This window comes from Pseudomonas sp. SBB6, assembly GCF_024213215.1.
Lineage (GTDB): Bacteria > Pseudomonadota > Gammaproteobacteria > Pseudomonadales > Pseudomonadaceae > Aquipseudomonas > Aquipseudomonas donghuensis.
In genome coordinates this window covers 91170-112650 of sequence record NZ_JANAVH010000004.1, presented here as the reverse complement: position 1 = coordinate 112650, position 21481 = coordinate 91170, and the positions used below count along the sequence as shown (strand labels likewise).

Here is a 21481-nt window from a genome sequence, read left to right as displayed (position 1 = left end):
CACTATAGGGTCAAGCCACTTGTCGAGGTATTTGCAGATGAAGATCGGAGAACTGGCCAAGGCCACCGATTGCGCGGTGGAAACCATCCGTTACTACGAGCGGGAAAACCTGCTGCCGGAGCCGGCGCGCAGCGAGGGCAACTACCGGATGTACACCCAGGCCCACGTCGAGCGCCTGACCTTCATCCGCAACTGCCGCACCCTGGACATGACCCTGGAAGAAATCCGCAGCCTGCTGCACCTGCGCGACAGCCCGGAAGACCAGTGCGAAAGCGTCAACGCCCTGATCGACGAGCATATCCAGCACGTCAAGGCGCGTATCGACGGCCTGCAGGCCCTGCAGGCACAACTGCTGGAACTGCGTCAGCACTGCCATCCCAAGGAGGTTCAGTGCTCAATCCTGCAGCATCTTGAGGTCAATGGTGCGGTGACGGCGCCGGAGGCAGAGCATTCACATGTGGGCAGGAGCCACGGGCACTGATTGAGCTACCTGTAGGAGCGGGCTTGCCCCGCGAGACGATGTGACTGACAGATCGCATCGCGGGGCAAGCCCGCTCCTACAGGATCAGACCGCCATCGGCGCCGTCATCGGCGCGTGGTGCTCGTAGCCTTCGAGGCTGAAGTCGCTCGGTTCGATCTTCTCCAGCCACTCCGGCTCGTACACGCCGGTCTTGGCGAACTCCGGAACGCGATCGTTGATCACCAGCTTCGGCGCTGCCAGCGGCTCGCGCTTGAGCTGCTCGCCCAGCATGTCCAGGTGGTTCTCGTAGACGTGCGCATCACCGATGAAATAGGTGAACCAGCGCGGCGTGTAGCCAGTCAGGCGGCCCATCAGCGACAGCAAGGCAGCGCCTTCGGTGAGGTTGAACGGCGTGCCCAGGCCCAGGTCGTTGGAGCGGATGTAGAGGGTCAGGGAAATTTCCTTGGTCTCGACATTCGGGTGGAACTGGTACAGCAGGTGGCACGGCGGCAGGGCCATCTCGTCGAGCTGAGCGCAGTTCCAACCGTGGAACAGGATGCGACGGCTGCCCGGGTCGTTGTGGATGGTGTCGATGCACTGGCGGATCTGGTCGATGGCCTTGTACAGCACGACGAAGGCTTCACCGTCTTCCTCGGCCTGGGCGATCTGCTGGAAGCCCTGGCTCCGGGCCAGCTCGATGGCGGCCGGGTTGCTCAGCGGGATGCGCTTGTAAGCCGGCCACTGGCGCCATTGCACGCCGTAGATCTCGCCGAGGTCGTCATGGCCCTGGCGGAACGGGTTGGCCAGCCACTGGGCGTTTTCGTTGGCGTTCTGGTCCCAGACCTTGCAACCCAGCTCGCGAAACTCGCCAGCGTTCTTCACGCCGCGCAGGAAGCCGACCATCTCGCCGATTGCCGACTTGAACGCCAGTTTGCGGGTGGTGATGGCCGGGAAGCCCTTCTGCAGGTCGAAGCGCAGCATGGCGCCCGGCAGGCTGATGGTGCGGATGCCGGTACGGTTACCCTGCAGGGTGCCGTTTTCGATCACGTCACGGACCAGATCTAGATACTGTTTCATGGCTTACCTGTAGCTAGGACGGCAGGGGATCGCCCTGCCGTGGAAATTCAAACGGCGGCCTTGGCCGTGGGTTTGCGGTTATAGGCCCACCAGATCAGGCCGATGCCGCCGAGGATCATCGGCACGCAAAGCAACTGCCCCATGGTCAACCAGCCAAAGGCAAGGTAGCCAAGCTGGGCGTCGGGTACCCGCACGAATTCGACGATGAAGCGGAAAATTCCGTAGAACAGCGCGAACATGCCGGAAACCGCCATGGTCGGGCGCGGTTTGCGCGAGTACAGCCAGAGAATCAGGAATAATGCCACACCTTCCAGGGCGAACTGGTACAGCTGCGACGGGTGACGTGGCAGCTGGGCCGGGTCGCTGAACGGCGGGAAGACCATGGCCCACGGCACGTCGGTGGCCTTGCCCCACAGCTCGGCATTGATGAAGTTGCCGATACGCCCGGCGCCCAGGCCAATCGGCACCAGTGGCGCGACGAAGTCCATCAGCTCGAAGAACGACTTGTTGTTGCGCTTGCCGAACCACAAGGCCGCGAGCATTACGCCGATGAAGCCGCCGTGGAACGACATGCCGCCCTTCCATACCTCGAAGATCAAGGTCGGGTTGGCCAGATAGGCGTGCAGGTCATAGAACAGCACATAGCCCAGGCGACCACCGACAATCACCCCCATCGACAGCCAGAACACCAGGTCGGAGAGCTTCTCGCGGCTCCAGGTCGGGTCAAAGCGGTTGAGGCGACGCGAGGCCAGCAGCCAGGCGCCGCCGATACCGACCAGATACATCAGGCCGTACCAATGGATTTTCAGCGGACCCAGGGCCACGGCCACTGGATCGATCTGCGGGTAAGGCAGCATGGTGACTCCTCTCGTTAAAGCAAAAAGCTCAAGCCGACGCAGAACAGCAGCGTGGCAAACAGCCGTTTGAGCAAGCGTGGCGACAGTTTATGCGCCAGGCGCGCGCCGAAGCGGGCGAAAAACATGCTGGTCAGGGCAATTCCCAGCAACGCCGGCAGGTACACGAAGCCCAGGCTGTGCGCCGGCAGATGCGGGTCATGCCAGCCCAGCCAGATGAAACTCAGGGCGCTGGCCACGGCGATCGGAAAACCACAGGCCGACGACGTTGCCACCGCCTGCTGCATGGGCAGGCTGCGCCAGGTCAGGAACGGCACGGTCAACGAGCCGCCGCCAATGCCGAAGATCGCCGAGGCCCAGCCGATCACGCTACCCGCAACCGTCAACCCGGGCTTGCCGGGAATGCCGCGGCTGGCCTTGGGCTTGAGGTCCAGGGCCATCTGCACGGCGATCACCAGGGCGAACACGCCAATGATCTTTTGCAGCATCGGGCCCTGGATCGCCGAGGCGGTTTTGGCGCCGATACCGGCGCCGATCAGTATCCCCAGGGTCATCCAGACGAAGATCGGCCACTGCACCGCGCCCTTGCGGTGGTGTTCGCGAATGGCATTGACCGAGGTAAAGACAATGGTCGCCAGCGAAGTCCCCACCGCCAGGTGGGTCAGCACCGAAGCATCGAAGCCTTGCACGGTGAAACTGAGCACCAGCACCGGCACGATGATGATGCCACCGCCAACGCCGAACAGCCCGGCCAGCACGCCTGCGCAGGCGCCCAGCGCCAGATAGAGCACGAATTCCATTGCCGCCCCCGTAAATTCAGTCCGGCATGGTAACGGAAGGTAGGCCTGCGGCTCTAGTGAAGACACATTAAGTCGATGGATCGCGTCGGACGCTATGGGTAGAGTGGGCAAAAACACAGAGGTCCACCTATGTGTCTGATCGTTTTTGCCTGGCGGCCGGGGCATGCCCAGCCGCTGATCGTCGCGGCCAACCGTGATGAGTTCTACGCCCGCCCCAGCCGTGTGCTGGGGGCCTGGGAGGATGCGCCCGGGGTTTATGCCGGGCGCGACCTGGAGGCCGGCGGTACCTGGCTGGGTGTCGGGCCCAATGGCCGCTTTGCGGCGCTGACCAATATCCGCGACCCGCATCAACCCCAGGGCGCCCGTTCACGGGGCGAGCTGGTGGCGGCGTTCCTGCGTGGTGAGCTGGGGGTCGAGGCTTATCTGGATCAGGTCGCCAGCCGTAGCCAGCAGTATTCGGGCTTCAACCTGCTGGTCGCCGATAGCGCACAACTGGGTTACCTGAATGCCCGGAAAGCCACGCCACAGCTGCTGGACGAGGGGGTTTACGGCGTGTCCAATGCCGGGCTGGATACGCCCTGGCCGAAGCTGCTCAAGGCGCGGGCGGGGTTGCAGCAGCACCTGGCCGATCCGCAGCCGGAGCGTTTACTGGAATTGCTTGGGGATAACTTGCCGGCGGCGGACAGCGAGCTGCCGGAGACCGGCGTGGGGCTGGGTACCGAGCGCTTGTTGTCGAGCGTGTTTATTGCTAGCCAGAACTACGGGACGCGGGCCAGTACGGTGCTGATTGTCGAGGCGGATGGTCGGCGACGGTTGCTGGAGCGCAGTTTTGGGCCGCTCGGGGGGCATCTGGGGGAGGTGTGTTTGCAGGTCTGACGCAATCGCTGGCAAGCCAGCGCCCACGGGGTCGGTGAATGCAGGTCCAGAACGGGCCTGCCAGCGATGGGCTGCAAAGCAGCCCCAAAATCACAAGGCCTTGCCCACTCCAGGCCCAATCATCCGCGCCAGGCCCAGGTTCTTCAGGGCCAACTGCAGCGAGCTGTGGATAACTTGCGGGTTGTCGATGCTCATGGCCTGGGCCAGCAACTCCTTGGACTTGCTCAGGCTGACCTGACGCAGCATCCACTTCACCTTGGGCAGGTTGGTGGCGTTCATCGACAGGCTGTCGAAGCCCATGGCCATCAACAGTACCGCTGCCGCCGGGTCACCGGCCATTTCACCGCAGATGCTCACCGGCTTGCCTTCGGCGTGAGCGTCGCGCACCACGTTCTGCAGGGCCTGGAGCACCGCCGGGTGCAGGTAGTCATAGAGGTCGGCGACACGCGGGTTGTTGCGGTCCACCGCCAGCAAATACTGGGTCAGGTCGTTGGAACCAACCGAAAGGAAATCCACCTGGCGTGCCAGCTCGCGGGTCTGGTACACCGCAGCGGGGATCTCAACCATCACCCCCACCGGCGGCATCGGCACGTCGGTGCCTTCGTCGCGCACTTCGCCCCAGGCCCGATGGATCAGGTGCAGGGCTTCTTCGAGTTCGTGGATACCGGAAATCATCGGCAGCAGGATGCGCAGGTTGTTCAGGCCTTCACTGGCCTTGAGCATGGCGCGGGTCTGCACCAGGAAGATTTCCGGGTGGTCGAGGGTGACGCGAATACCGCGCCAGCCGAGGAACGGGTTGTCTTCCTTGATCGGGAAGTACGACAGCGCCTTGTCACCGCCGATATCCAGGCTGCGCATGGTTACCGGCAGCGGGTGGAAGGCCGCCAGTTGCTCGCGGTAGATCGCCAGCTGCTCCTTTTCACTGGGGAAGCGCTGGTTGATCATGAACGGTACTTCGGTACGGTACAGGCCGACACCTTCGGCGCCACGTTGCTGGGCGCGGGCGACATCGGCGAGCAGCCCGGTGTTGACCCACAGCGGCATGCGGTGGCCATCGAGGGTTACGCAAGGCAGTTCGCGCAGGGCGTCGAGGCCCTGGGCCAGCTGGCGCTCTTCTTCGACCACTTCGGCGTACTGCTTGCGCAGCACTTCGCTGGGGTTGGTGTAGACCTCGCCCTTGTAGCCATCGACGATCATGTCGATGCCGTCGACCTTGGAGTACGGCAGGTCAACCAGGCCCATGACGGTCGGAATGCCCATGGCCCGGGCCAGGATAGCGACGTGGGAGTTGCCTGAGCCCAGTACCGAGACCAGGCCGAGCAGCTTGCCTTCCGGCACCTCGCCGAGCATCGCCGGAGTCAGTTCTTCACTGATCAGAATGGTGTTGTCGGGATAGACCAACGACAGCTGACGGGCCTCCTGCAGGTAGGCCAGCAGTCGCCGGCCCAGATCCTTCACGTCGGAAGCCCTCTCGCGCAGGTAGGCATCGTCCATCAGCTCGAAGCGATTGACGTGCTCGCCGACCACCTGGCGCAGCGCGCCCTGGGCCCACTGGCCGGTCTTGATCACCTGCACCACTTCACCGCCCAGGGCCGCGTCTTCGAGCATCATCAGGTAGACGTCGAACAGCGCGCGCTCTTCCGGACGCAATTGGGTGGCGAGCTTGGCGGAGAGGTTGCGCATGTCTTCGCGCACCCCTTCCAGGGCGTTGTTGAACAGAAGCAGTTCGGCGTCGATGTCATCGACGGTCTTGTCCGGCACCACGTCGAGGTCGGCCGGCGGCAGCATGACCACCGCCTTGCCCACCGCAGCGCCGGGTGAACCGGGTACGCCGACGAACTTGGCCTCCTGGATACCCTTGCCCTGACGGCCCAGGCCACGGATCGAGCCGGTGGCCTCGGCGTGGGCGATAACCCCGGCGAGCTGCGCGCTCATGGTCACCAGGAAGGCTTCTTCGCCTTCATCGAACTGACGGCGCTCCTTTTGCTGGATGACCAGCACCCCGACCACGCGGCGGTGGTGGATGATCGGTGCACCGAGGAAGGAGGCAAAACGCTCCTCGCCGGTTTCGGCGAAGTAGCGGTAACGCGGGTGGTCGGCGGCGTTTTCCAGGTTCAGCGGCTCTTCCCGGGTACCGACCAGGCCGACCAGGCCTTCGTTGGGGGCCATGCTGACCTTGCCGATCGAGCGCTTGTTCAAGCCCTCGGTGGCCATCAGCACGAAGCGGTTGGTCTCGGGATCGAGCAGGTAGACGGAGCAGACCTGACTGCCCATGGCCTCTTTTACGCGCAACACAATGATCCCCAACGCCGTCTTGAGATCCTTGGCGGAGTTAACTTCCTGGACGATCTTGCGCAGCGTATTGAGCATGGCTCGGGGTCGAACTCCGTCGTCAGTCGCGCGCCAGCAGGCGCGGGGCAAGCTCTTTGAGAGCGCGGCGGTAAACCTCGCGCTTGAATGTCACCACCTGGCCCAGCGGATACCAATAGCTGACCCAGCGCCAGCCGTCGAACTCCGGTTTACCGGTCAAGTCCATCCGCACCCGTTGCTCGTTGGAGACCAGGCGCAACAGGAACCATTTCTGTTTCTGGCCGATGCACAGCGGTTGGCTGTGGGTACGGACCAGGCGTTGGGGTAAACGATAACGCAACCAGCCGCGGGTGCAGGCAAGAATTTCAACATCATCTCGCTCCAGCCCCACTTCTTCGTTCAGCTCGCGGTACAGGGCATCTTCCGGCGTTTCCTCGGGGTTGATACCTCCCTGGGGAAACTGCCAGGCATCCTGGTTGATCCGTCGAGCCCATAGCACCTGCCCAAGATCATTCGTCAGAATGATCCCGACATTGGGGCGAAAACCATCGGGGTCGATCACGGCAGCAACCTCGCAAACGCATGTCACGGCATTGTTCCACAAAGGTCACGAAGCCAGCAACGCGCCTGTTTACCTTATGTGCACCGATGTGAAAAGTCCGTATTCTGTGGGACTTTTCAGATGTTATGCGAGTGACTTAAATGCGCCTGGCTTTATTCGATCTGGACAATACGCTCCTTGGTGGCGACAGCGACCACGCCTGGGGGGATTACCTGTGCGAACGCGGCATTCTCGACCCGGTCGAGTACCAGAACCGCAACGACGCTTTCTATCAGGACTACCTGGCCGGCAAGCTGGACCTCAGTGCCTACCTGAACTTCAGTCTGGAAATCCTCGCGACCACGGAAATCGCCCAGCTCGACGAATGGCACCGCGATTTCATGCGCGATTGCGTCGAGCCGATCATCCTGCCCAAGGCGCTGGCACTGCTGAAAAAGCATCGGGATGCCGGCGACAAGCTGGTGATCATCACTGCCACCAACCGTTTCATCACTGGCCCGATCGCCAAACGCCTGGGTGTTCAGACCCTGCTGGCTACCGAATGCGAAATGGTCGACGGTCGTTTCAGCGGCCGCAGTACCGATATACCGTGCTTCCGTGAAGGCAAGGTGACGCGCCTGAACCGCTGGCTGCTGGAAAACGGCTATAGCCTGGATGACAGCTACTTCTACAGCGACTCGATGAACGACCTGCCGCTGCTGGAAAAGGTCACAAACCCGGTGGCGGTCGACCCCGACCCGAACCTGCGTGCCGAAGCCGAGAAACGCGGCTGGCCAGTGATCAGCCTGCGCGATTGATGTGTGGCCCGTCAGACCGGCTTGGCGCCCATCAAGCCGGCGATGGCAATGAAGCAGACGCCGCTGAACACCGCCAGCGCCAGGGTGAGCTTCGGGTTGCCCACGGCCGCTGCGGTACGCAGGCGATTGACCCGCACCAGCAGCCAGAACCAGCTGAACGCACCGAAGGTGTAGATCACACTGGAACCCAGCACCCAGGTCTGGCCCAATGGCCAGCCGATCAGGTGTACCAGCCACCAGCCGGTGAACGGCATGCTCACCAGGCAAATGCCCATCAACAGCCAGACAAACACCAGCGGCCGAGCCATCAGCCGCGTGTGGGCACTGGCATCACCCTTGCGGCGTGCGATAAAGGTCCAGATCGCCAACCCCAATGCGCTGCCCAGCAGCAACACGGTGGCCAGGATGTGGGCGGTTTTCAGGGTCGTCAGCAGTTCCATTTCTTTTATCTTCCTCAGGCATTGCCCAAAAGCGTAGACGCTCAGCCCAGGAACAGCCGGTACGCCGGGTTATCGGTTTCGTCCCAGTACGGGTAGCCGATCTTGGCCAGCGCCGCCGGCACCAGATGGCGCTCATCATCCGGCACCTGCAGGCCGGCGACCACGCGACCATCGGCCGCGCCGTGGTTGCGGTAGTGGAACATCGAGATGTTCCAGCGCCCACCCAACTTGTTGAGGAAGTTGAACAGCGCACCCGGGCGTTCGGGAAACTCGAAACGCAACACCAGCTCATCGCTGACCCGCGCCGCATGGCCGCCGACCATATGGCGGATGTGCAGCTTGGCCAGTTCGTTGTCGGTCAGGTCGAGGACCGGGAAGCCTTGCTCGGTCAGGCTCTGGATCAGCGCACTGCGCGGGTCGGTATCCGGATGGGTCTGCACACCGACGAAGATGTGCGCCTCGCCGTCGGCATGGTAGCGGTAGTTGAATTCGGTGATCTGGCGCTTGCCCACCGCCTCGCAGAAGGCCTTGAAGCTGCCGGGCCGCTCGGGGATGGTCACGGCGATGATGGCTTCACGGCCCTCCCCCACTTCGGCGCGCTCGGCGACATGGCGCAGGCGGTCGAAGTTGACGTTGGCGCCGGAATCGATGGCGACCAGGGTCTGCCCGGTCACCCCGTTGAGTTCGACGTACTTCTTGATCCCGGCAACGCCCAAGGCGCCGGCAGGTTCGGTGATCGAGCGGGTATCGTCGTAGATATCCTTGATCGCCGCGCAGATCTCGTCGGTACTGACGGTGATCACGTCATCGACATACTGCTTGCAGATGTCGAAGGTGTGCTGGCCGATCTGTGCCACTGCCACACCGTCGGCAAACAGCCCGACCTGCGGCAGCACCACGCGCTCACCCGCTGCCATGGCGGCCTGCAGGCAGTTGGAGTCGTCCGGCTCGACGCCGATTACCTTGATCTGCGGGCGCAGGTACTTCACGTAGGCAGCGATGCCGGCAATCAGGCCGCCGCCACCAACCGGAACGAAGATCGCATCCAGCTGACCCGGGTGCTGACGGAGGATCTCCATGGCCACGGTGCCCTGCCCGGCGATGGTGAGCGGATCGTCATAGGGGTGGATGTAGACGAAGCCCTTCTCGTCCACCAGCTTCAGCGAGTACGCCAGCGCTTCCGGGAACGTATCGCCATGGAGCACCACCTTGCCGCCGCGCGAACGCACGCCTTCGACCTTGATCTCGGGGGTGGTCTTGGGCATCACGATGGTGGCCTTGATCCCCAGCTCACGGGCCGCCAGGGCCACGCCCTGGGCATGGTTGCCGGCCGATGCGGTGACCACGCCACGGGCCAGTTCTTCAGCGCTGAGCTGGGCCAGTTTGTTGTAGGCACCGCGAATCTTGAACGAGAACACCGGCTGCAAGTCTTCACGCTTGAGCAGGATGTTGTTGCCCAGGCGCTTGCTCAGCTGGCCGGCGGTCTGCAACGGGGTTTCGACGGCAACGTCGTAAACGCGCGAGGTGAGGATCTTCTTGACGTACTGTTCGAGCATCGGGAAAGCATCACTGAGCGGTTGGGCGGGGTTTGCGAGTCTACCCCAGCGCCCTGTCGGGCGACCACAGCAAGGCAGGGGTTTTAGCCGCTATACTACGCGCCTTCACGATACTCCTCCCCGCTTCGGAGCCCGCATGACCCAGGACCAACTCAAACAGGCTGTCGCCCAGGCCGCTGTCGATTTCATTCTGCCCAAGCTCGACGACAAGAGCATCGTCGGCGTCGGCACCGGTTCGACCGCCAACTGCTTCATCGATGCCCTGGCCAAGCACAAGACCGCCTTCGACGGCGCCGTGGCCAGCTCCGAAGCGACCGCTGCACGCCTGAAAGGTCATGGTATTCCAGTGTATGAGCTGAACACCGTCAGCGACCTGGAGTTCTACGTTGATGGTGCCGACGAAAGCGACGAACACCTGAACCTGATCAAGGGCGGTGGCGCGGCCCTGACCCGCGAGAAAATCGTTGCCGCCGTGGCCAAGACCTTCATCTGCATCGCCGACGCCAGCAAGCTGGTGCCGGTACTGGGCGCCTTCCCGTTGCCGGTCGAAGTGATTCCGATGGCCCGCAGCCACGTGGCGCGCCAGCTGGTCAAGCTGGGAGGCGACCCGGTGTACCGCGAGGGTGTGCTGACCGATAACGGCAACATCATTCTCGATGTGCACAACCTGCAGATCACCAATCCGGTCGAGCTGGAAAGCCAGATCAATGCGATTGTCGGCGTGGTCACCAATGGCCTGTTCGCGGCGCGGCCGGCGGATCTGCTGTTGCTGGGGACTTCGGAAGGGGTCAAGAGCCTCAAGGCCTGACCGCATCGCGGGGCAAGCCCGCTCCTACAATGTAGGAGCGGGCTTGCCCCGCGATAATGCCTACTCGGTCGGCTTCTTGAACACGTAAAACAGGTTCGGCTCGCTGACCAGGTAAATGGTCCCGGCATCGTCCATGGCGATGCCTTCGGCCTGCGGCACGCTCTTCTTCAAGCCCTGAAAGCCCTTGCGCAGTGACAAGGTGCTCAGCGGCTTGCCCTGCACGTCCAGCTCCAGCACCAGCTGCGACTCATCCGACAGCGCCAGCAAGTGGCCGCTGCGCTCATCGAACTGCAAGCTCGACAGATCACGCACAAAAAGCCGCGAATCACGCTTCTGGTCCTGCACCACATGCACCGCATACGGCTGCTCCGGGTTGTCATGGGGGAAACCATGCACCTCGTAGATCAGCATCGGGTCGCGCTCCTTGGCCACGAACAGGCGCTTGCCGGCCGAGTCGTAGGCCAGGCCTTCGAAACCCTTGTTGCCGTTCAGGCCAATGCCCAGGGTCAGCTGCTCGGCATCCTTGGCGTCGAGAAACGGCGTGTTGTCGTTCAGGTGCACGCGAATCAGGCGCTGTTCGCGCTCGTCGGTGATCACGTAAGTGTTGGCGCCGACGTATTCCACCGCCTCCGGGTCGCCAAAGCCGGTCAACGGCACGCGCCGCAGAATGCGCCCGTCCAGCGACAGCTCGATCAGCTCAGGGCGCTGATTGGTAACGGTAAACAGGCTATTACGATCGGGGTCGAAGGTCAGCGCCGAGATGTCGTCGTCCAGGCCTTCGACAGGTTGAGCCTCCAGCACCACCTGGTACTGGTCCAGGCCAATGCTCTGCTCGAACGGCTGCCACCAGGTCTTGAGGTTGAACCAGCCGCGCTCGAACAGGCGGTACTGCTGCCCGGCCGCGGCGACCAGAAGCAAGCCGAGCAGGCTCAAAACCAGGAAAATCAGGGGCAGGCGAATGTAGCGACGCATTCAGGCGGACTCAGTAAGTGACAGCCTGAATCTTCCCACACTCAACTGAAGTGAAACTTAATCCTGAAGTAGGAAAAGTCTGAAATCAGGGCTTGTTAAAACGATAGAACAGGTTCGGCTCACTGACGATGTACAGCGTGCCTTTGTCGTCCATCGCCACGCCTTCGGCGCGCGGGATACGCTTGTTCAAGCCATTGAAACCGCCCAGCAGGGTCATGAAGCTGACCTGCTCGCCCTTCTCGTTCAGCTCCAGCAGCATGTTCGAGTCAGCGGACAGCACCAGCAGGTGCCCGGTACGCGGGTCGACGCCCAGGGCCGAGAGGTTGCGCAGGTCCAGCTCGTCGCTTGGCAGCGGCTGCTTGTCGCCAGTCAGCGGGCTATGGCCGTCGCTGCGCCAGGTGAACAAGGCCGGTGGCCGCTCTTCACCAAGGATGATGCGCTGTTGCATAGGGTCCCAGGCCACCGCCTCGAAGGCCTTGTTCTGGTTCTGCGAAGGGCCCAGATCGTATTGCGGGAAGTCGGCGATGTTCAGCGAACGGGTATCGGCATTGAGGGTCACGATGGTCATCTTGTGATCGCGCTCGTCGACAATCGCCAGCCGCCCGCCTTCGAGCACGGCCACCCCTTCAGGATTGCTCCAGCCCACCAACGGCATCTTGCGCAGCACATCGCCTTCAAGGGTCAGCTCGACCAGGAAGGGATTCTTGCCCATGACCGCGAACAGGGTTTTGCTCACCGGGTTGTAGGACAGGTCAGAAGCTTCATCATCCTCCATGCCCGGCAGCACCTTGGCATCGATATTGACCTGGTAATCCGGCAACCAGATGCTGGCCTGCTGCTCGACCTTGCTTTCGAAACGCTCCTGCAACCAGAGCAGGCCACGGTCATCCCAATGCATGGCAATCGCCACGCCGTAGCCGATGATTGCCGCGGCTGCCGCCCAGGTGGACCAGCGCAAGGCCAGGCCACGTTTGCGCGCAGGCGGCACGGAATTGCTCGAAGGTAGGGGAGTGGCCATGAAGTTGTGCTCTTTTTGCCAGTTGATATCACGTAACCGGCGCGTTCGCAGAGCCAGGTCCGCAAGCATTATCCGGATCGGTTGTGAAAAAAATGGCAAAACCGACAGGCCGCATGGCAGCCAACAATACTGGCTGCCATGCCAACAGGTTAAAGCACCTGGCTTTCGAAACGGCTGACGCCTGGCAGCTCCACCACCAGCTTGTCGCCCGGATTGAGCGGGCCAACCCCGACCGGGGTACCGGTGAGAATCACATCACCGGCCAGCAGCGAGAATTGCGTGGCCATGTGCTGGATCATCGGCACGATCGGGTTGAGCATCAGCGCGCTGTTGCCGTCCTGGCGCACTTCGCCGTTGAGGGTCAGGCGGATGCCGATGTCGGTCAGGTCTTCAAAGGTGCTGACCGGTACGAACGGCGGCAACACGCAGGCGCCATCGAAGCACTTGGAGCGCTCCCACGGCAGGCCTTTTTCCTTCAGCTGTGCCTGCAGATCACGCAGCGTCAAGTCCAGGGCCGGGGCAAAGCCGGAGATAGCGTCGAGCACTTCTTCTTCGGTCGGGTTGGTAGACAGCGACTTGCCGAGCAACACGGCAATTTCTGTCTCGTAATGCACCGAACCGCGTTCAGTCGGGATCTTGAAGCCGCTGTCGAGCGGCACCACACAACTGCCCGGCTTGATGAACAACAGGGGTTCGGTCGGGATCGGGTTATCCAGCTCTTGGGCGTGCTCGGCATAGTTGCGCCCGATGCACACCACCTTGCCCAGGGGAAAGTGAATACGCGTGCCGTCTACATACTGGTGCTGATAGCTCATTGCCGACTCCTGGCGCTATTGGATGCTCTTGTGCCTGTGGCTTACTCGACAGCGAAGATCTTGCCCGGGTTCATGATCCCGTTGGGGTCGAACGCCGCCTTCACTGCTTTCATGTATTCGATTTCGACCGGCGAGCGGCTGTAGGTCAAGTAGTCGCGCTTGGTCATGCCCACGCCGTGCTCGGCAGAGATAGAGCCGTTGTACTTCTCGACGGTCTCGAACACCCACTTGTTCACCGTCGTGCACTTGGCAAAGAACTCGTCCTTGCTCAGGTTCTGCGGCTTGAGGATGTTCAGGTGCAGGTTGCCGTCGCCGATATGGCCGTACCAGACCACTTCGAAATCCGGATAGTTCTCCGCGACGATCGCGTCAATATCCTTGAGAAACGCCGGCACTTTCGACACGGTCACCGAAATATCGTTCTTGTACGGGGTCCAGTGCGAGATGGTTTCGGAGATGAACTCGCGCAGCTTCCACAGGTTCTGCAACTGCTGTTCGCTCTGGCTCATGACTCCGTCCAGCACCCAACCCTGCTCCACGCAGTGCTCGAACGTGGCCAGGGCGTCATTGGCCATCTCCTCGTTGCTGGCTTCGAACTCCAGCAATACATAGAACGGACAGTCGGTCGCGAACGGCGCCAGCACGTCGCCGCGGCCCATGATCTTGGCCAGGGCCTTGTCGGAGAAGAACTCGAAGGCGGTCAGGTCGAGCCTGGCACGAAACGCGTGCAGCACCGGCATGATCGAGTCAAAGTCCGGCGTACCGAGGACCATGGCCGTGAGGTTGTTCGGCGCCCGGTCCAGGCGCATGGTGGCCTCGACCACAAAACCCAAGGTGCCCTCGGCGCCGATGAACAGCTGACGCAGGTCGTAGCCGGTGGCGTTCTTGATCAGGTCCTTGTTCAGCTCCAGCAGGTCGCCCTTGCCGGTGACGACCTTGAGGCCGGCGACCCAATTGCGGGTCATGCCGTAGCGAATAACCTTGATTCCGCCGGCATTGGTGCCGATATTGCCGCCAATCTGGCTGGAACCTGCCGAAGCGAAGTCCACCGGGTAATACAACCCCTTTGCTTCGGCGAAATCCTGCAACTGCTGGGTAATCACCCCCGGCTGACAGACCACCGAGCGGTCGAATTCGTTGAAATCGAGAATCTGGTTCATGTAGTCGAAGGCCACGACCACTTCGCCATTGGCCGCTACCGCCGCCGCCGACAGCCCGGTTCGGCCGCCCGACGGCACCAGGGCGACCTTGTGCTGGTTGGCCCAGCGGACAATAGCCTGAACCTGTTCGATGCTCTTGGGGAAGACGATGGCCGAAGGCGCCGGCGCGAAGTGCTTGGTCCAGTCCTTGCCGTAGGCTTCAAGGGAGGCCGCGTCGGTCAGCACCTTACCGGGCTCTACCAAAGTCATCAGTTCATCAATCAGCGCAAGATCGGTCATCGATAGAACTCTCGAACTATTCATAGTCACCCTGAGCACACTTCACGTCCCAGGGATGGGCGTATCGGGGGGTACTCATGCTAGCATACGCCCCCCGCTGATCGTGCTTCAGGCCGATGCTGCGAGAGCTTCACTTCCCTGCCATTTTTCTCCGGGACACAGGTTTACGCAGATGAGCAAGACTTCTCTCGATAAGAGCAAGATCAAGTTCCTTCTTCTCGAAGGCGTCCACCAATCCGCCGTGGACGTCCTCAAGGCCGCCGGGTATACCAGCATCGAGTACCTCACCGGTTCTCTGCCCGACGCTGAGTTGAAAGAAAAGATCGCTGATGCCCACTTCATCGGCATCCGCTCGCGCACTCAACTGACCGAAGAGGTTTTCGACTGCGCCAAGAAACTGGTCGCTGTCGGCTGTTTCTGCATCGGTACCAACCAGGTTGACCTGAACGCCGCTCGCGAACGCGGTATCGCCGTGTTCAACGCACCGTACTCCAACACCCGTTCGGTGGCCGAGCTGGTGCTGGCCGAAGCGATCCTGCTGCTGCGCGGCATCCCCGAGAAAAACGCTTCCTGCCACCGTGGTGGCTGGATCAAGAGCGCGGCCAACTCCTTCGAGATCCGCGGCAAGAAGCTGGGCATCGTCGGCTACGGCTCGATCGGTACCCAACTGTCGGTCCTGGCCGAAAGCCTGGGCATGCAGGTGTTCTTCTTCGACCCGCTGACCAAGCTGCCATTGGGCAATGCTACCCAGGTCACCAGCCTGAACGAGCTGTTGGGTCTGGCCGACATCGTCTCGCTGCACGTGCCTGAGCTGCCATCCACCCAATGGATGATCGGCGAGAAAGAAATCCGCGCGATGAAGAAAGGCTCGATCCTGATCAACGCCGCCCGCGGTACCGTGGTCGAGCTGGATCACCTGGCTGCTGCGATCAAGGACAAGCACCTGATCGGCGCCGCCATCGACGTGTTCCCGGTCGAGCCGCGCTCCAACGACGAAGAGTTCGAAAGCCCGCTGCGTGGCCTGGACAACGTGATCCTGACCCCGCACATCGGCGGTTCCACCGCTGAAGCCCAGGCCAACATCGGTCTGGAAGTGGCAGAGAAGCTGGTCAAGTACAGCGACAACGGTACTTCCGTGTCGTCGGTCAACTTCCCTGAAGTGGCCCTGCCGGCGCACCCGGGCAAGCACCGTCTGCTGCACATCCACGAAAACATTCCGGGTGTACTCAGCGAAATCAACAAAGTGTTCGCCGAAAACGCGATCAACATCTCCGGTCAGTTCCTGCAGACCAACGAGAAAGTCGGTTACGTGGTGATCGACGTTGATGCCGAGTACTCGGACCTGGCGCAAGAAAAACTGCAACAGATCAAGGGCACCATCCGTTCCCGCGTTCTGTTCTAAGTTAGTTCAAGCGGCAAATCGCGGGGCAAGTCGAGTCGTCGCACCGCCGCTCCTACAGGGATTCTGTGGGAGCGGCGGTGCGACGACTCGACTTGCCCCGCGATGCGTTTAGCCGTTATTTGACAGTAACGGTAATCTTCTTCGACTCGACACTCGGCTTGAACGGCACGTGGAACTTGTCGCCCAGCACCAGTTGCAGGGTGTGCTGGCCCGGGGTCAGGGTCAGTTGGACTTCGGTCTGCGCGTTGCCGAAGTGCAGCACTTGCGGGCCCGCCGGCAGCGGCGCGTTGTTCTCCGGCAGCAGACTGGTTGGCAGCACCTGGTCGGCCGCAGGCTGCTTGTCGACATCCACCAGCAAGTGGTGGTGGCCGGTATGCGGAGTAGCATCACCTGCCGGTTTGAGCTCCATGCCCTCGATGCCGAACTTGACGGTGAAGGTCTTGTCGACCGTAGCGCCATCGGCCGGGGAAACGATGAAGACCTTGGCGTCTTTTGGCGGCTCCTGGCTTTTCAGGCCATCGGCGGCCGCGGCAAAGGCCGAGACACCCATCAGCAATCCGGCGACGGCTGCACGCGAAAATAGGCTTTTCATTCACTTCTCCTGTGTTTTACTTCAATAACGTTTGCCACTGAACGAACGGCAACGGTGGATTACCATAGTCCAAATGCGTCAAAACATGTTTAACAACGGGAGAGAAAAAATTTCGCCGCCGGTTAAACATCCTCCACTTGACGTGGTCCTAAGTTGTGCTCGACCGTGACAACAACAGAAAGTCGCGGCGACTCGATTTCACTGCCAAGCATTCAAGGGGCTTAAATGCGTTTTGCCATTGGGGTACTACTTGCCACCCTCCTCAGCCCATGGGCACAGGCCGAGCTGATCGACGACGTCAACGACCGCGGTGAACTGCGCATTGCCATAGAAGCCAACATGGCGCCGTTCAACTTCAAGGACAAGGACGAGAAACTGAGCGGTTTTGAAGTCGAACTTGGGCAGTTGCTGGCCAATGAGCTCGATCTGCGCGCCGACTTTGTCGTGGTTGAATCCAAGGATTTGCTGGCAGGTGTTGAAAGCGGTAGCTACGACATCGCAATCAACCACGTCGCCGCCACCCCGGAACTCAAGGAACGCCTGGATTTCAGCGAACCCTACGCCTACTCCAGCGCCCAGTTGATTGTACGCAAGGAGGAGAAACGCCCGCTGAGCACCCTTCAAGCCCTCAAGGGCCATAGCCTGGGCGTTGTCCAGGGCAGCCAGTTCGCTGAGCAGGCGCGGGTGGTTGAAGGCGTGGACCTGCGCAGCTACCCGGATGCATCACAGCCGATCAAGGATGTGGCCAACGACCAGATCGATGCCGCCATCAGTGATCGTTTGCTGGTGCCTTATGCCATTCGCGACAGCCAGCAACCCGTAAGCAAAGGCGCCACGGTCGGCCCGATTCTGAGCCTGGCGATTCCGTTCCAGAAGGGTAACCCCGCGTTCCAGAGCGCTGTGGATAACGCCCTGCAGCGAATCAAGGCCGATGGCCGGCTGAGCGAGTTGTCGCAGAAGTGGTTCGGGATGGATGCGAGCAAGCCGCCGAAGTAATCGATTGGGGCTGCTTTGCAGCCCATCGCTGGCAAGCCAGCGCCCACAGGTACTGCAAGCACTGGACCTTGTGGGAGCTGGCTTGCCAGCGATGAGGCCTGCAGATCAAAGTTGCTTTAACGCCAACTCCGCCGCCTCAAGCTCCAGCTCACTGAACACCTGCACCCCTTCGCGGCGCAGCAGCGCCGTGGTCACGCCCTCGCCCGCCACTTTGGTGCCGCTGAAAGTCCCGTCATAGGTCAGCGCATTGCCGCACGACGGGCTGCCGGACTTGAGCACCGCGATGCGGATGCCATGGCGGCGCACCAGCGCCAGCGCCAACTGCGCCCCGGCCAGGAACTGCGCACTGACATCCTCGCCCGTGACCGTCAGTACCTGTTTATCACCCTCAAGCACCGCCGCCCCCTGCCCACCGGGGATCTCCGCCGGCGGCCGTGGCGTTGGCAAGCCGCCCGCCACTTCGGGGCACAATGGCACCACACGCCCTTCGGCCTGCCACTGCTGGAGCAAATCCGGATGACCGCTGGCGCGCCCGTCATAGCGCACCGGCTGGCCGAGCAGGCAAGCACTGACCAGGACCTTGTGCATCTCAGAACGGCTCGTTGCCACGGCGGCGGAACCAGCCGGTAAGCGACAGGCGATCGCGCTGAGCCGGCAGCACTTCGTGGGGGACTTCGCCGGAAAGGAACACCACCAGGCACCCGCCGATCGGCTGCACGTCATGCTCGACGTCGCCCCGGAGGGTCATGCGCAACTGACCACCGTGTTCGGGCTGCCAGCCCTCGTTGAGGTAGATCACTGCCGAGACCATGCGCCGGTCGTCATCGCGAAAGCGGTCGACGTGCTTGCGGTAGAAGGCACCGGGTGGATACAGGGCGAAGTGGCACTCGAAGTCCTCAAGGCCGAGGAACAAGCCGCGATTAAGGGCTACGCGCAGGCTGTTCATAAGCTCGAGGTAGTCGTCGCAAGGCTCGGCCTGGCCGGGTTCCAGCCACTGGATATGGTCGCCACGGATGCCCTCGCGGACCTCCTGGGCAACGCCCCGGCCCACGGCTGCTGGCGCAAGCTCGCCCTCGGCGGCGCGTTTGCGGCACTCGGCCGCCAGCGCCAGGGTCAGCGGCTCTGGAAGAAAGGTATCTTGCTGCGACCAGCCACGGGTGGCCAGGTCGTCGACGATGCGCAACAGCAGGGGGTCATCAGGGGATATGTGCATGTCGCGCATAGTATCGATCTGCCGCGAAATCCGACAGCGCCACTTGGCCGAGAGTGTGCAATGGCTTCTCGACAAAGCCCCGCCATGGCAAGGACAATAGCGCCCTGCCGACAGGAGTCCTGAATGCGCCGTTTGTTTTTACTGCTGATGATGATCTGCACCACGCCTGTCTGGGCAGACAGCCTCGACCAACTCTACAAGGTCGCCGGCTGGCCCGAGCAGCGCGCCCACTTTACCGATGCCCTCGATGCCGCCCAGCAGCGCTATCGCAGCAGCCTGCCGCCTGCGGTTTACCAGGCGCTGGTCAACAACAGCAATCAGCGCTTCCAGGCCCAGGCCGTGGACAAACGCGCTGAGGCCCAGTTGCGCGCCAACCTCAGCGACCCCGCCCCGGCCCTGGCCTTTTTCCAGTCGCCGCTGGGGCGCAAGATCGTCGCCGCCGAATTGCTTGCCACCCGTCGCGATCAGTTGGCCAAGAACGCCAAGGGCTTGCCCAAGGTCCAGGCCAGCGACAACCGTCTGCTGATCATCGGCCACCTGGCCCAGGCCCTGCCTGCCCGTGAAGCCGGCGCCGAAGTGAGCCTGGCCATCGCCGGGGTCGCCGCCGACAGCCTTAGCCAGATGATCCCCGGCCTGCTCGGTGGCGGCCAGGCCCAGGGCCTGCTCGACGGCCAGCGCCAGCGCCTGATGGAACAGATCGGCAGCGAGCTGAACAACACCCTGCTGTACGTCTACCGCGACCTGTCCGATGCCGAGCTGGAGGAGTTCGCCACCTTTGCCGAGTCCGCCGAGGGCAAGGCTTACTACAAGGCAGCCCTGGCGGCGATTCGCGCCGGCCTTGCGGTTGGCCAGGACACCTCGCAACTGCAGTGATCAGCCCAGGCGCTGGTCGATGAAGTCAAAGTAGCGCGCGCGGATCGCTGGCAGTTCGTTGGCCAGGTGATGCCGCGCTTCGGGAATCATCAGGATCCGCGGCGCGGCGAATTTCTCCCCCAGCACCTTGAGGTTGTACGGCCAGTCGACGGTCATGTCCGACTCGCCCTGGATGATCAGCGGCTGGCGCGGGCTGACCGGCGCCGCTTCAATGCGCTTGACCCAATCGAGCAACGCCCCCACCCAGGCCGTCGGCAAGCACCGTGGTTGTAACGGGTCGGCCAGCAGGAACGGCAGGAAGGTCGGGTCGTTGCTGTTCTCGCTGAAGCGCCGCTCGATGCCGTTGACGAAAGGCCTGAGCACCCGGTAGCTGAACTTCGACCAGCGCCACGCACGTGGCCGTACCAGCGGCGCGAGCAGGATCACCTCGCCCTGGGCCGGGCTCTCGGCACCGCGATGCAGCAGGTGGTCGACGACGATCGCGCCTCCGGTGCTCTGCCCGAATAGATGCCAGGGCTGCGGCAGGTTCAAGCCGCGCGCCTGCTCGAACAGCGCTTGCAGCACCTGCTGATAGGCACTGAAATCATCGATGCTGGCCCGCTCGCCACTGGACAGCCCGTGCCCCGGCAGGTCGCAGGAGATCACTGCATACTGCTGATCCAGCGCCCAATCGATGACATGCCGGTACAGGCCCATGTGGTCATAAAAGCCGTGCAGCAAAATCAGGGTCGCCACTGGCGCTGCTGGCAGCCACACCTGGCCGACCACCTCGAAACCGGCGACGTCGAAGCGTCCCAGCCAGCTCTGCGGTGCGGCGTCACGAGCGGGCAGGTCCAAGCCATAAAAGCGCTGATAGGCCTGGGCCTGCGTCGACAGCGGCTGCCGCGCCGCCAGGGAAGACAGGCTGGCACGTAGGGAGTCGGGCTGAAATGACGCGGGCATAAAAGATTTCCAGACGCAAAAACGGGTTATTGACCTGTGATATTCATCTGTCGCCGCCAGCATGGCAAGCTAGGCGACTTTTTTCGGACATTGCCCACATGCCCCGCTCGCCCGCCAAAACCCTGCTTGGCCTGTTACTCGTCGCGCTCTGCGGCACCGGCCTGTGGTGGGCCTACGACAGCTTCCAGAGCCGCTACCTGCGCACCTTCGACAACCAGACCGCGCTGTTTTCCGGCGACCGCCTGCAACTGCCGACGAGCCTTGCCGGGCCTGGGCCGATCCGCCTGGTGCACTTCTGGGACCCGGCCTGCCCGTGCAACGTCGGCAACCAACAGCACCTGGCTGAATTGATCGAACACTTCGGCCCCCAAGGCGTCGAGTTCTATGTAGTGCAAAAACCCGGGACCCGCGGCCAACTGCCCGCCACCCTGAGCGCGCTCAAACCGCTGAGCGCGCTGCCCGGCGCCGAACACCTGCCGGCCACCCCGGGCGTGGCGATCTGGGACCGCAACGGCCAGTTGGCCTACTTCGGCCCCTACAGCGAAGGCGCGACCTGCAACTCAAGCAACAGCTTCATCGAACCGATCCTGCTGGCCCTGAGCCAGGGCCGGGCAGTCAGCGCCACCCACACCATGGCGGTAGGCTGCTACTGCCCCTGGCAGCCCTAGCGCACCCGCGC

The 21481-nt window shown here is 62.4% G+C and carries 23 protein-coding genes; 8 read left to right on the top strand and 15 right to left on the bottom strand.

Going from position 1 to position 21481, the window contains the following annotated elements; all coding sequences use genetic code 11:
- The first annotated feature begins 37 nt into the window (after positions 1-37).
- Positions 38-481, top strand: coding sequence for a Cd(II)/Pb(II)-responsive transcriptional regulator (gene cadR / locus NLX68_RS09360; protein ID WP_010222147.1), 444 nt, complete (start codon positions 38-40; stop codon positions 479-481).
- 84 nt (positions 482-565) lie between these two features.
- Here the strand turns inward: cadR and NLX68_RS09355 are convergent, their stop codons facing one another.
- From NLX68_RS09355 to NLX68_RS09345, 3 genes are read right to left on the bottom strand one after another with little or no spacing between them, the layout of a single operon-like run.
- Positions 566-1537, bottom strand: a complete 972-nt coding sequence (locus tag NLX68_RS09355; RefSeq protein ID WP_254283773.1) for a thymidylate synthase — start codon at positions 1535-1537, stop codon at positions 566-568.
- 47 nt (positions 1538-1584) lie between these two features.
- Positions 1585-2394, bottom strand: a complete 810-nt coding sequence (lgt, locus tag NLX68_RS09350; RefSeq protein ID WP_036995377.1) for a prolipoprotein diacylglyceryl transferase — start codon at positions 2392-2394, stop codon at positions 1585-1587.
- Between the two features lie 14 nt (positions 2395-2408).
- A complete protein-coding gene (locus NLX68_RS09345) occupies positions 2409-3191 on the bottom strand; it encodes a sulfite exporter TauE/SafE family protein (protein WP_010222143.1) in 783 nt (260 codons plus the stop codon).
- A gap of 129 nt (positions 3192-3320) precedes the next feature.
- Here NLX68_RS09345 and NLX68_RS09340 point away from each other — a divergent pair, with 129 nt between their 5' ends.
- Entirely contained in the window at positions 3321-4067 is a 747-nt protein-coding gene (locus tag NLX68_RS09340; RefSeq protein ID WP_254283772.1) for an NRDE family protein, read from the top strand.
- 90 nt (positions 4068-4157) lie between these two features.
- On the opposite strand, the gene ptsP is transcribed toward NLX68_RS09340, so the two are convergent.
- Together ptsP and NLX68_RS09330 are read right to left on the bottom strand one after the other, a co-directional pair.
- Complete coding sequence (gene ptsP / locus NLX68_RS09335) at positions 4158-6437, bottom strand: phosphoenolpyruvate--protein phosphotransferase (protein ID WP_010222141.1); 2280 nt, start codon at positions 6435-6437, stop codon at positions 4158-4160.
- Between the two features lie 22 nt (positions 6438-6459).
- Positions 6460-6939, bottom strand: a complete 480-nt coding sequence (locus NLX68_RS09330; RefSeq protein WP_010222140.1) for an RNA pyrophosphohydrolase — start codon at positions 6937-6939, stop codon at positions 6460-6462.
- A gap of 140 nt (positions 6940-7079) precedes the next feature.
- On the opposite strand from NLX68_RS09330, the gene NLX68_RS09325 reads away from it, so the two are divergent.
- Positions 7080-7736 (top strand): HAD family phosphatase, encoded by a 657-nt coding sequence (locus tag NLX68_RS09325; RefSeq protein WP_254283771.1) that lies wholly within the window; start codon positions 7080-7082, stop codon positions 7734-7736.
- 11 nt (positions 7737-7747) lie between these two features.
- Here NLX68_RS09325 and NLX68_RS09320 read toward each other — a convergent pair whose 3' ends face one another.
- On the bottom strand, positions 7748-8176 hold the full coding sequence (locus NLX68_RS09320; RefSeq protein WP_254283770.1) for a DUF2269 family protein: 429 nt from the start codon (positions 8174-8176) through the stop codon (positions 7748-7750).
- 41 nt (positions 8177-8217) lie between these two features.
- Positions 8218-9732 (bottom strand): threonine ammonia-lyase, biosynthetic, encoded by a 1515-nt coding sequence (gene ilvA, locus NLX68_RS09315; RefSeq protein ID WP_254283769.1) that lies wholly within the window; start codon positions 9730-9732, stop codon positions 8218-8220.
- 136 nt (positions 9733-9868) lie between these two features.
- Between ilvA and rpiA the strand changes: the two genes are divergently transcribed.
- A complete protein-coding gene (rpiA, locus tag NLX68_RS09310; RefSeq protein WP_010222132.1) occupies positions 9869-10540 on the top strand; it encodes a ribose-5-phosphate isomerase RpiA in 672 nt (223 codons plus the stop codon).
- Between the two features lie 60 nt (positions 10541-10600).
- Here the strand turns inward: rpiA and NLX68_RS09305 are convergent, their stop codons facing one another.
- The 4 genes from NLX68_RS09305 to NLX68_RS09290 form a co-directional block, all read right to left on the bottom strand.
- Complete coding sequence (locus NLX68_RS09305) at positions 10601-11512, bottom strand: SdiA-regulated domain-containing protein (RefSeq protein ID WP_254283768.1); 912 nt, start codon at positions 11510-11512, stop codon at positions 10601-10603.
- 85 nt (positions 11513-11597) lie between these two features.
- The gene (locus NLX68_RS09300; protein WP_254283767.1) at positions 11598-12530 is read right to left on the bottom strand and encodes an SdiA-regulated domain-containing protein; all 933 of its coding nucleotides are present in this window, start codon (positions 12528-12530) and stop codon (positions 11598-11600) included.
- Positions 12531-12679: 149 nt separating this feature from the next.
- Complete coding sequence (locus NLX68_RS09295; RefSeq protein ID WP_254283766.1) at positions 12680-13345, bottom strand: fumarylacetoacetate hydrolase family protein; 666 nt, start codon at positions 13343-13345, stop codon at positions 12680-12682.
- 41 nt (positions 13346-13386) lie between these two features.
- The gene (locus NLX68_RS09290; RefSeq protein WP_254283765.1) at positions 13387-14784 is read right to left on the bottom strand and encodes an FAD-binding oxidoreductase; all 1398 of its coding nucleotides are present in this window, start codon (positions 14782-14784) and stop codon (positions 13387-13389) included.
- Positions 14785-14956: 172 nt separating this feature from the next.
- On the opposite strand from NLX68_RS09290, the gene serA reads away from it, so the two are divergent.
- Positions 14957-16186: a phosphoglycerate dehydrogenase gene (gene serA / locus NLX68_RS09285; RefSeq protein ID WP_115089451.1), complete on the top strand. Its 1230-nt coding sequence runs from the start codon at positions 14957-14959 to the stop codon at positions 16184-16186.
- 115 nt (positions 16187-16301) lie between these two features.
- Here serA and NLX68_RS09280 read toward each other — a convergent pair whose 3' ends face one another.
- Entirely contained in the window at positions 16302-16778 is a 477-nt protein-coding gene (locus tag NLX68_RS09280) for a DUF4399 domain-containing protein (RefSeq protein WP_254283764.1), read from the bottom strand.
- A 225-nt stretch (positions 16779-17003) separates the two neighbouring features.
- On the opposite strand from NLX68_RS09280, the gene NLX68_RS09275 reads away from it, so the two are divergent.
- Entirely contained in the window at positions 17004-17774 is a 771-nt protein-coding gene (locus tag NLX68_RS09275) for a transporter substrate-binding domain-containing protein (protein ID WP_254283763.1), read from the top strand.
- 105 nt (positions 17775-17879) lie between these two features.
- On the opposite strand, the gene NLX68_RS09270 is transcribed toward NLX68_RS09275, so the two are convergent.
- Positions 17880-18362, bottom strand: a complete 483-nt coding sequence (locus NLX68_RS09270) for a DUF523 domain-containing protein (RefSeq protein ID WP_254283762.1) — start codon at positions 18360-18362, stop codon at positions 17880-17882.
- A gap of 1 nt (position 18363) precedes the next feature.
- Positions 18364-18996 carry a 2OG-Fe(II) oxygenase gene (locus tag NLX68_RS09265; RefSeq protein WP_254283761.1) on the bottom strand — a complete coding sequence of 211 codons (633 nt, stop codon included), beginning with the start codon at positions 18994-18996 and terminating at the stop codon, positions 18364-18366.
- A gap of 114 nt (positions 18997-19110) precedes the next feature.
- On the opposite strand from NLX68_RS09265, the gene NLX68_RS09260 reads away from it, so the two are divergent.
- Positions 19111-19860, top strand: a complete 750-nt coding sequence (locus tag NLX68_RS09260; RefSeq protein WP_254283760.1) for a DUF2059 domain-containing protein — start codon at positions 19111-19113, stop codon at positions 19858-19860.
- Here NLX68_RS09260 and NLX68_RS09255 read toward each other — a convergent pair whose 3' ends face one another.
- Positions 19861-20802 (bottom strand): alpha/beta hydrolase, encoded by a 942-nt coding sequence (locus NLX68_RS09255; protein WP_254283759.1) that lies wholly within the window; start codon positions 20800-20802, stop codon positions 19861-19863.
- Positions 20803-20900: 98 nt separating this feature from the next.
- On the opposite strand from NLX68_RS09255, the gene NLX68_RS09250 reads away from it, so the two are divergent.
- Positions 20901-21470, top strand: a complete 570-nt coding sequence (locus NLX68_RS09250) for a DUF6436 domain-containing protein (RefSeq protein ID WP_254283758.1) — start codon at positions 20901-20903, stop codon at positions 21468-21470.
- Positions 21471-21481: the final 11 nt, after the last annotated feature.

Excerpts from the sequence above, each read along its gene's own strand:
- NLX68_RS09275 (WP_254283763.1), top strand. The coding sequence starts at position 17,004 with ATGCGTTTTGCCATTGGGGTACTACTTGCCACCCTCCTCAGCCCATGG.
- NLX68_RS09320 (WP_254283770.1), bottom strand. The coding sequence starts at position 8,176 with ATGGAACTGCTGACGACCCTGAAAACCGCCCACATCCTGGCCACCGTG.
- NLX68_RS09355 (WP_254283773.1), bottom strand. The coding sequence starts at position 1,537 with ATGAAACAGTATCTAGATCTGGTCCGTGACGTGATCGAAAACGGCACC.
- NLX68_RS09290 (WP_254283765.1), bottom strand. The coding sequence starts at position 14,784 with ATGACCGATCTTGCGCTGATTGATGAACTGATGACTTTGGTAGAGCCC.
- NLX68_RS09300 (WP_254283767.1), bottom strand. The coding sequence starts at position 12,530 with ATGGCCACTCCCCTACCTTCGAGCAATTCCGTGCCGCCTGCGCGCAAA.
- NLX68_RS09325 (WP_254283771.1), top strand. The coding sequence starts at position 7,080 with ATGCGCCTGGCTTTATTCGATCTGGACAATACGCTCCTTGGTGGCGAC.
- NLX68_RS09260 (WP_254283760.1), top strand. The coding sequence starts at position 19,111 with ATGCGCCGTTTGTTTTTACTGCTGATGATGATCTGCACCACGCCTGTC.
- NLX68_RS09280 (WP_254283764.1), bottom strand. The coding sequence starts at position 16,778 with ATGAAAAGCCTATTTTCGCGTGCAGCCGTCGCCGGATTGCTGATGGGT.
- NLX68_RS09265 (WP_254283761.1), bottom strand. The coding sequence starts at position 18,996 with ATGCGCGACATGCACATATCCCCTGATGACCCCCTGCTGTTGCGCATC.
- NLX68_RS09270 (WP_254283762.1), bottom strand. The coding sequence starts at position 18,362 with ATGCACAAGGTCCTGGTCAGTGCTTGCCTGCTCGGCCAGCCGGTGCGC.
- NLX68_RS09305 (WP_254283768.1), bottom strand. The coding sequence starts at position 11,512 with ATGCGTCGCTACATTCGCCTGCCCCTGATTTTCCTGGTTTTGAGCCTG.
- rpiA (WP_010222132.1), top strand. The coding sequence starts at position 9,869 with ATGACCCAGGACCAACTCAAACAGGCTGTCGCCCAGGCCGCTGTCGAT.
- NLX68_RS09255 (WP_254283759.1), bottom strand. The coding sequence starts at position 20,802 with ATGCCCGCGTCATTTCAGCCCGACTCCCTACGTGCCAGCCTGTCTTCC.
- ptsP (WP_010222141.1), bottom strand. The coding sequence starts at position 6,437 with ATGCTCAATACGCTGCGCAAGATCGTCCAGGAAGTTAACTCCGCCAAG.
- cadR (WP_010222147.1), top strand. The coding sequence starts at position 38 with ATGAAGATCGGAGAACTGGCCAAGGCCACCGATTGCGCGGTGGAAACC.
- ilvA (WP_254283769.1), bottom strand. The coding sequence starts at position 9,732 with ATGCTCGAACAGTACGTCAAGAAGATCCTCACCTCGCGCGTTTACGAC.
- lgt (WP_036995377.1), bottom strand. The coding sequence starts at position 2,394 with ATGCTGCCTTACCCGCAGATCGATCCAGTGGCCGTGGCCCTGGGTCCG.
- NLX68_RS09295 (WP_254283766.1), bottom strand. The coding sequence starts at position 13,345 with ATGAGCTATCAGCACCAGTATGTAGACGGCACGCGTATTCACTTTCCC.
- serA (WP_115089451.1), top strand. The coding sequence starts at position 14,957 with ATGAGCAAGACTTCTCTCGATAAGAGCAAGATCAAGTTCCTTCTTCTC.
- NLX68_RS09250 (WP_254283758.1), top strand. The coding sequence starts at position 20,901 with ATGCCCCGCTCGCCCGCCAAAACCCTGCTTGGCCTGTTACTCGTCGCG.
- NLX68_RS09345 (WP_010222143.1), bottom strand. The coding sequence starts at position 3,191 with ATGGAATTCGTGCTCTATCTGGCGCTGGGCGCCTGCGCAGGCGTGCTG.
- NLX68_RS09340 (WP_254283772.1), top strand. The coding sequence starts at position 3,321 with ATGTGTCTGATCGTTTTTGCCTGGCGGCCGGGGCATGCCCAGCCGCTG.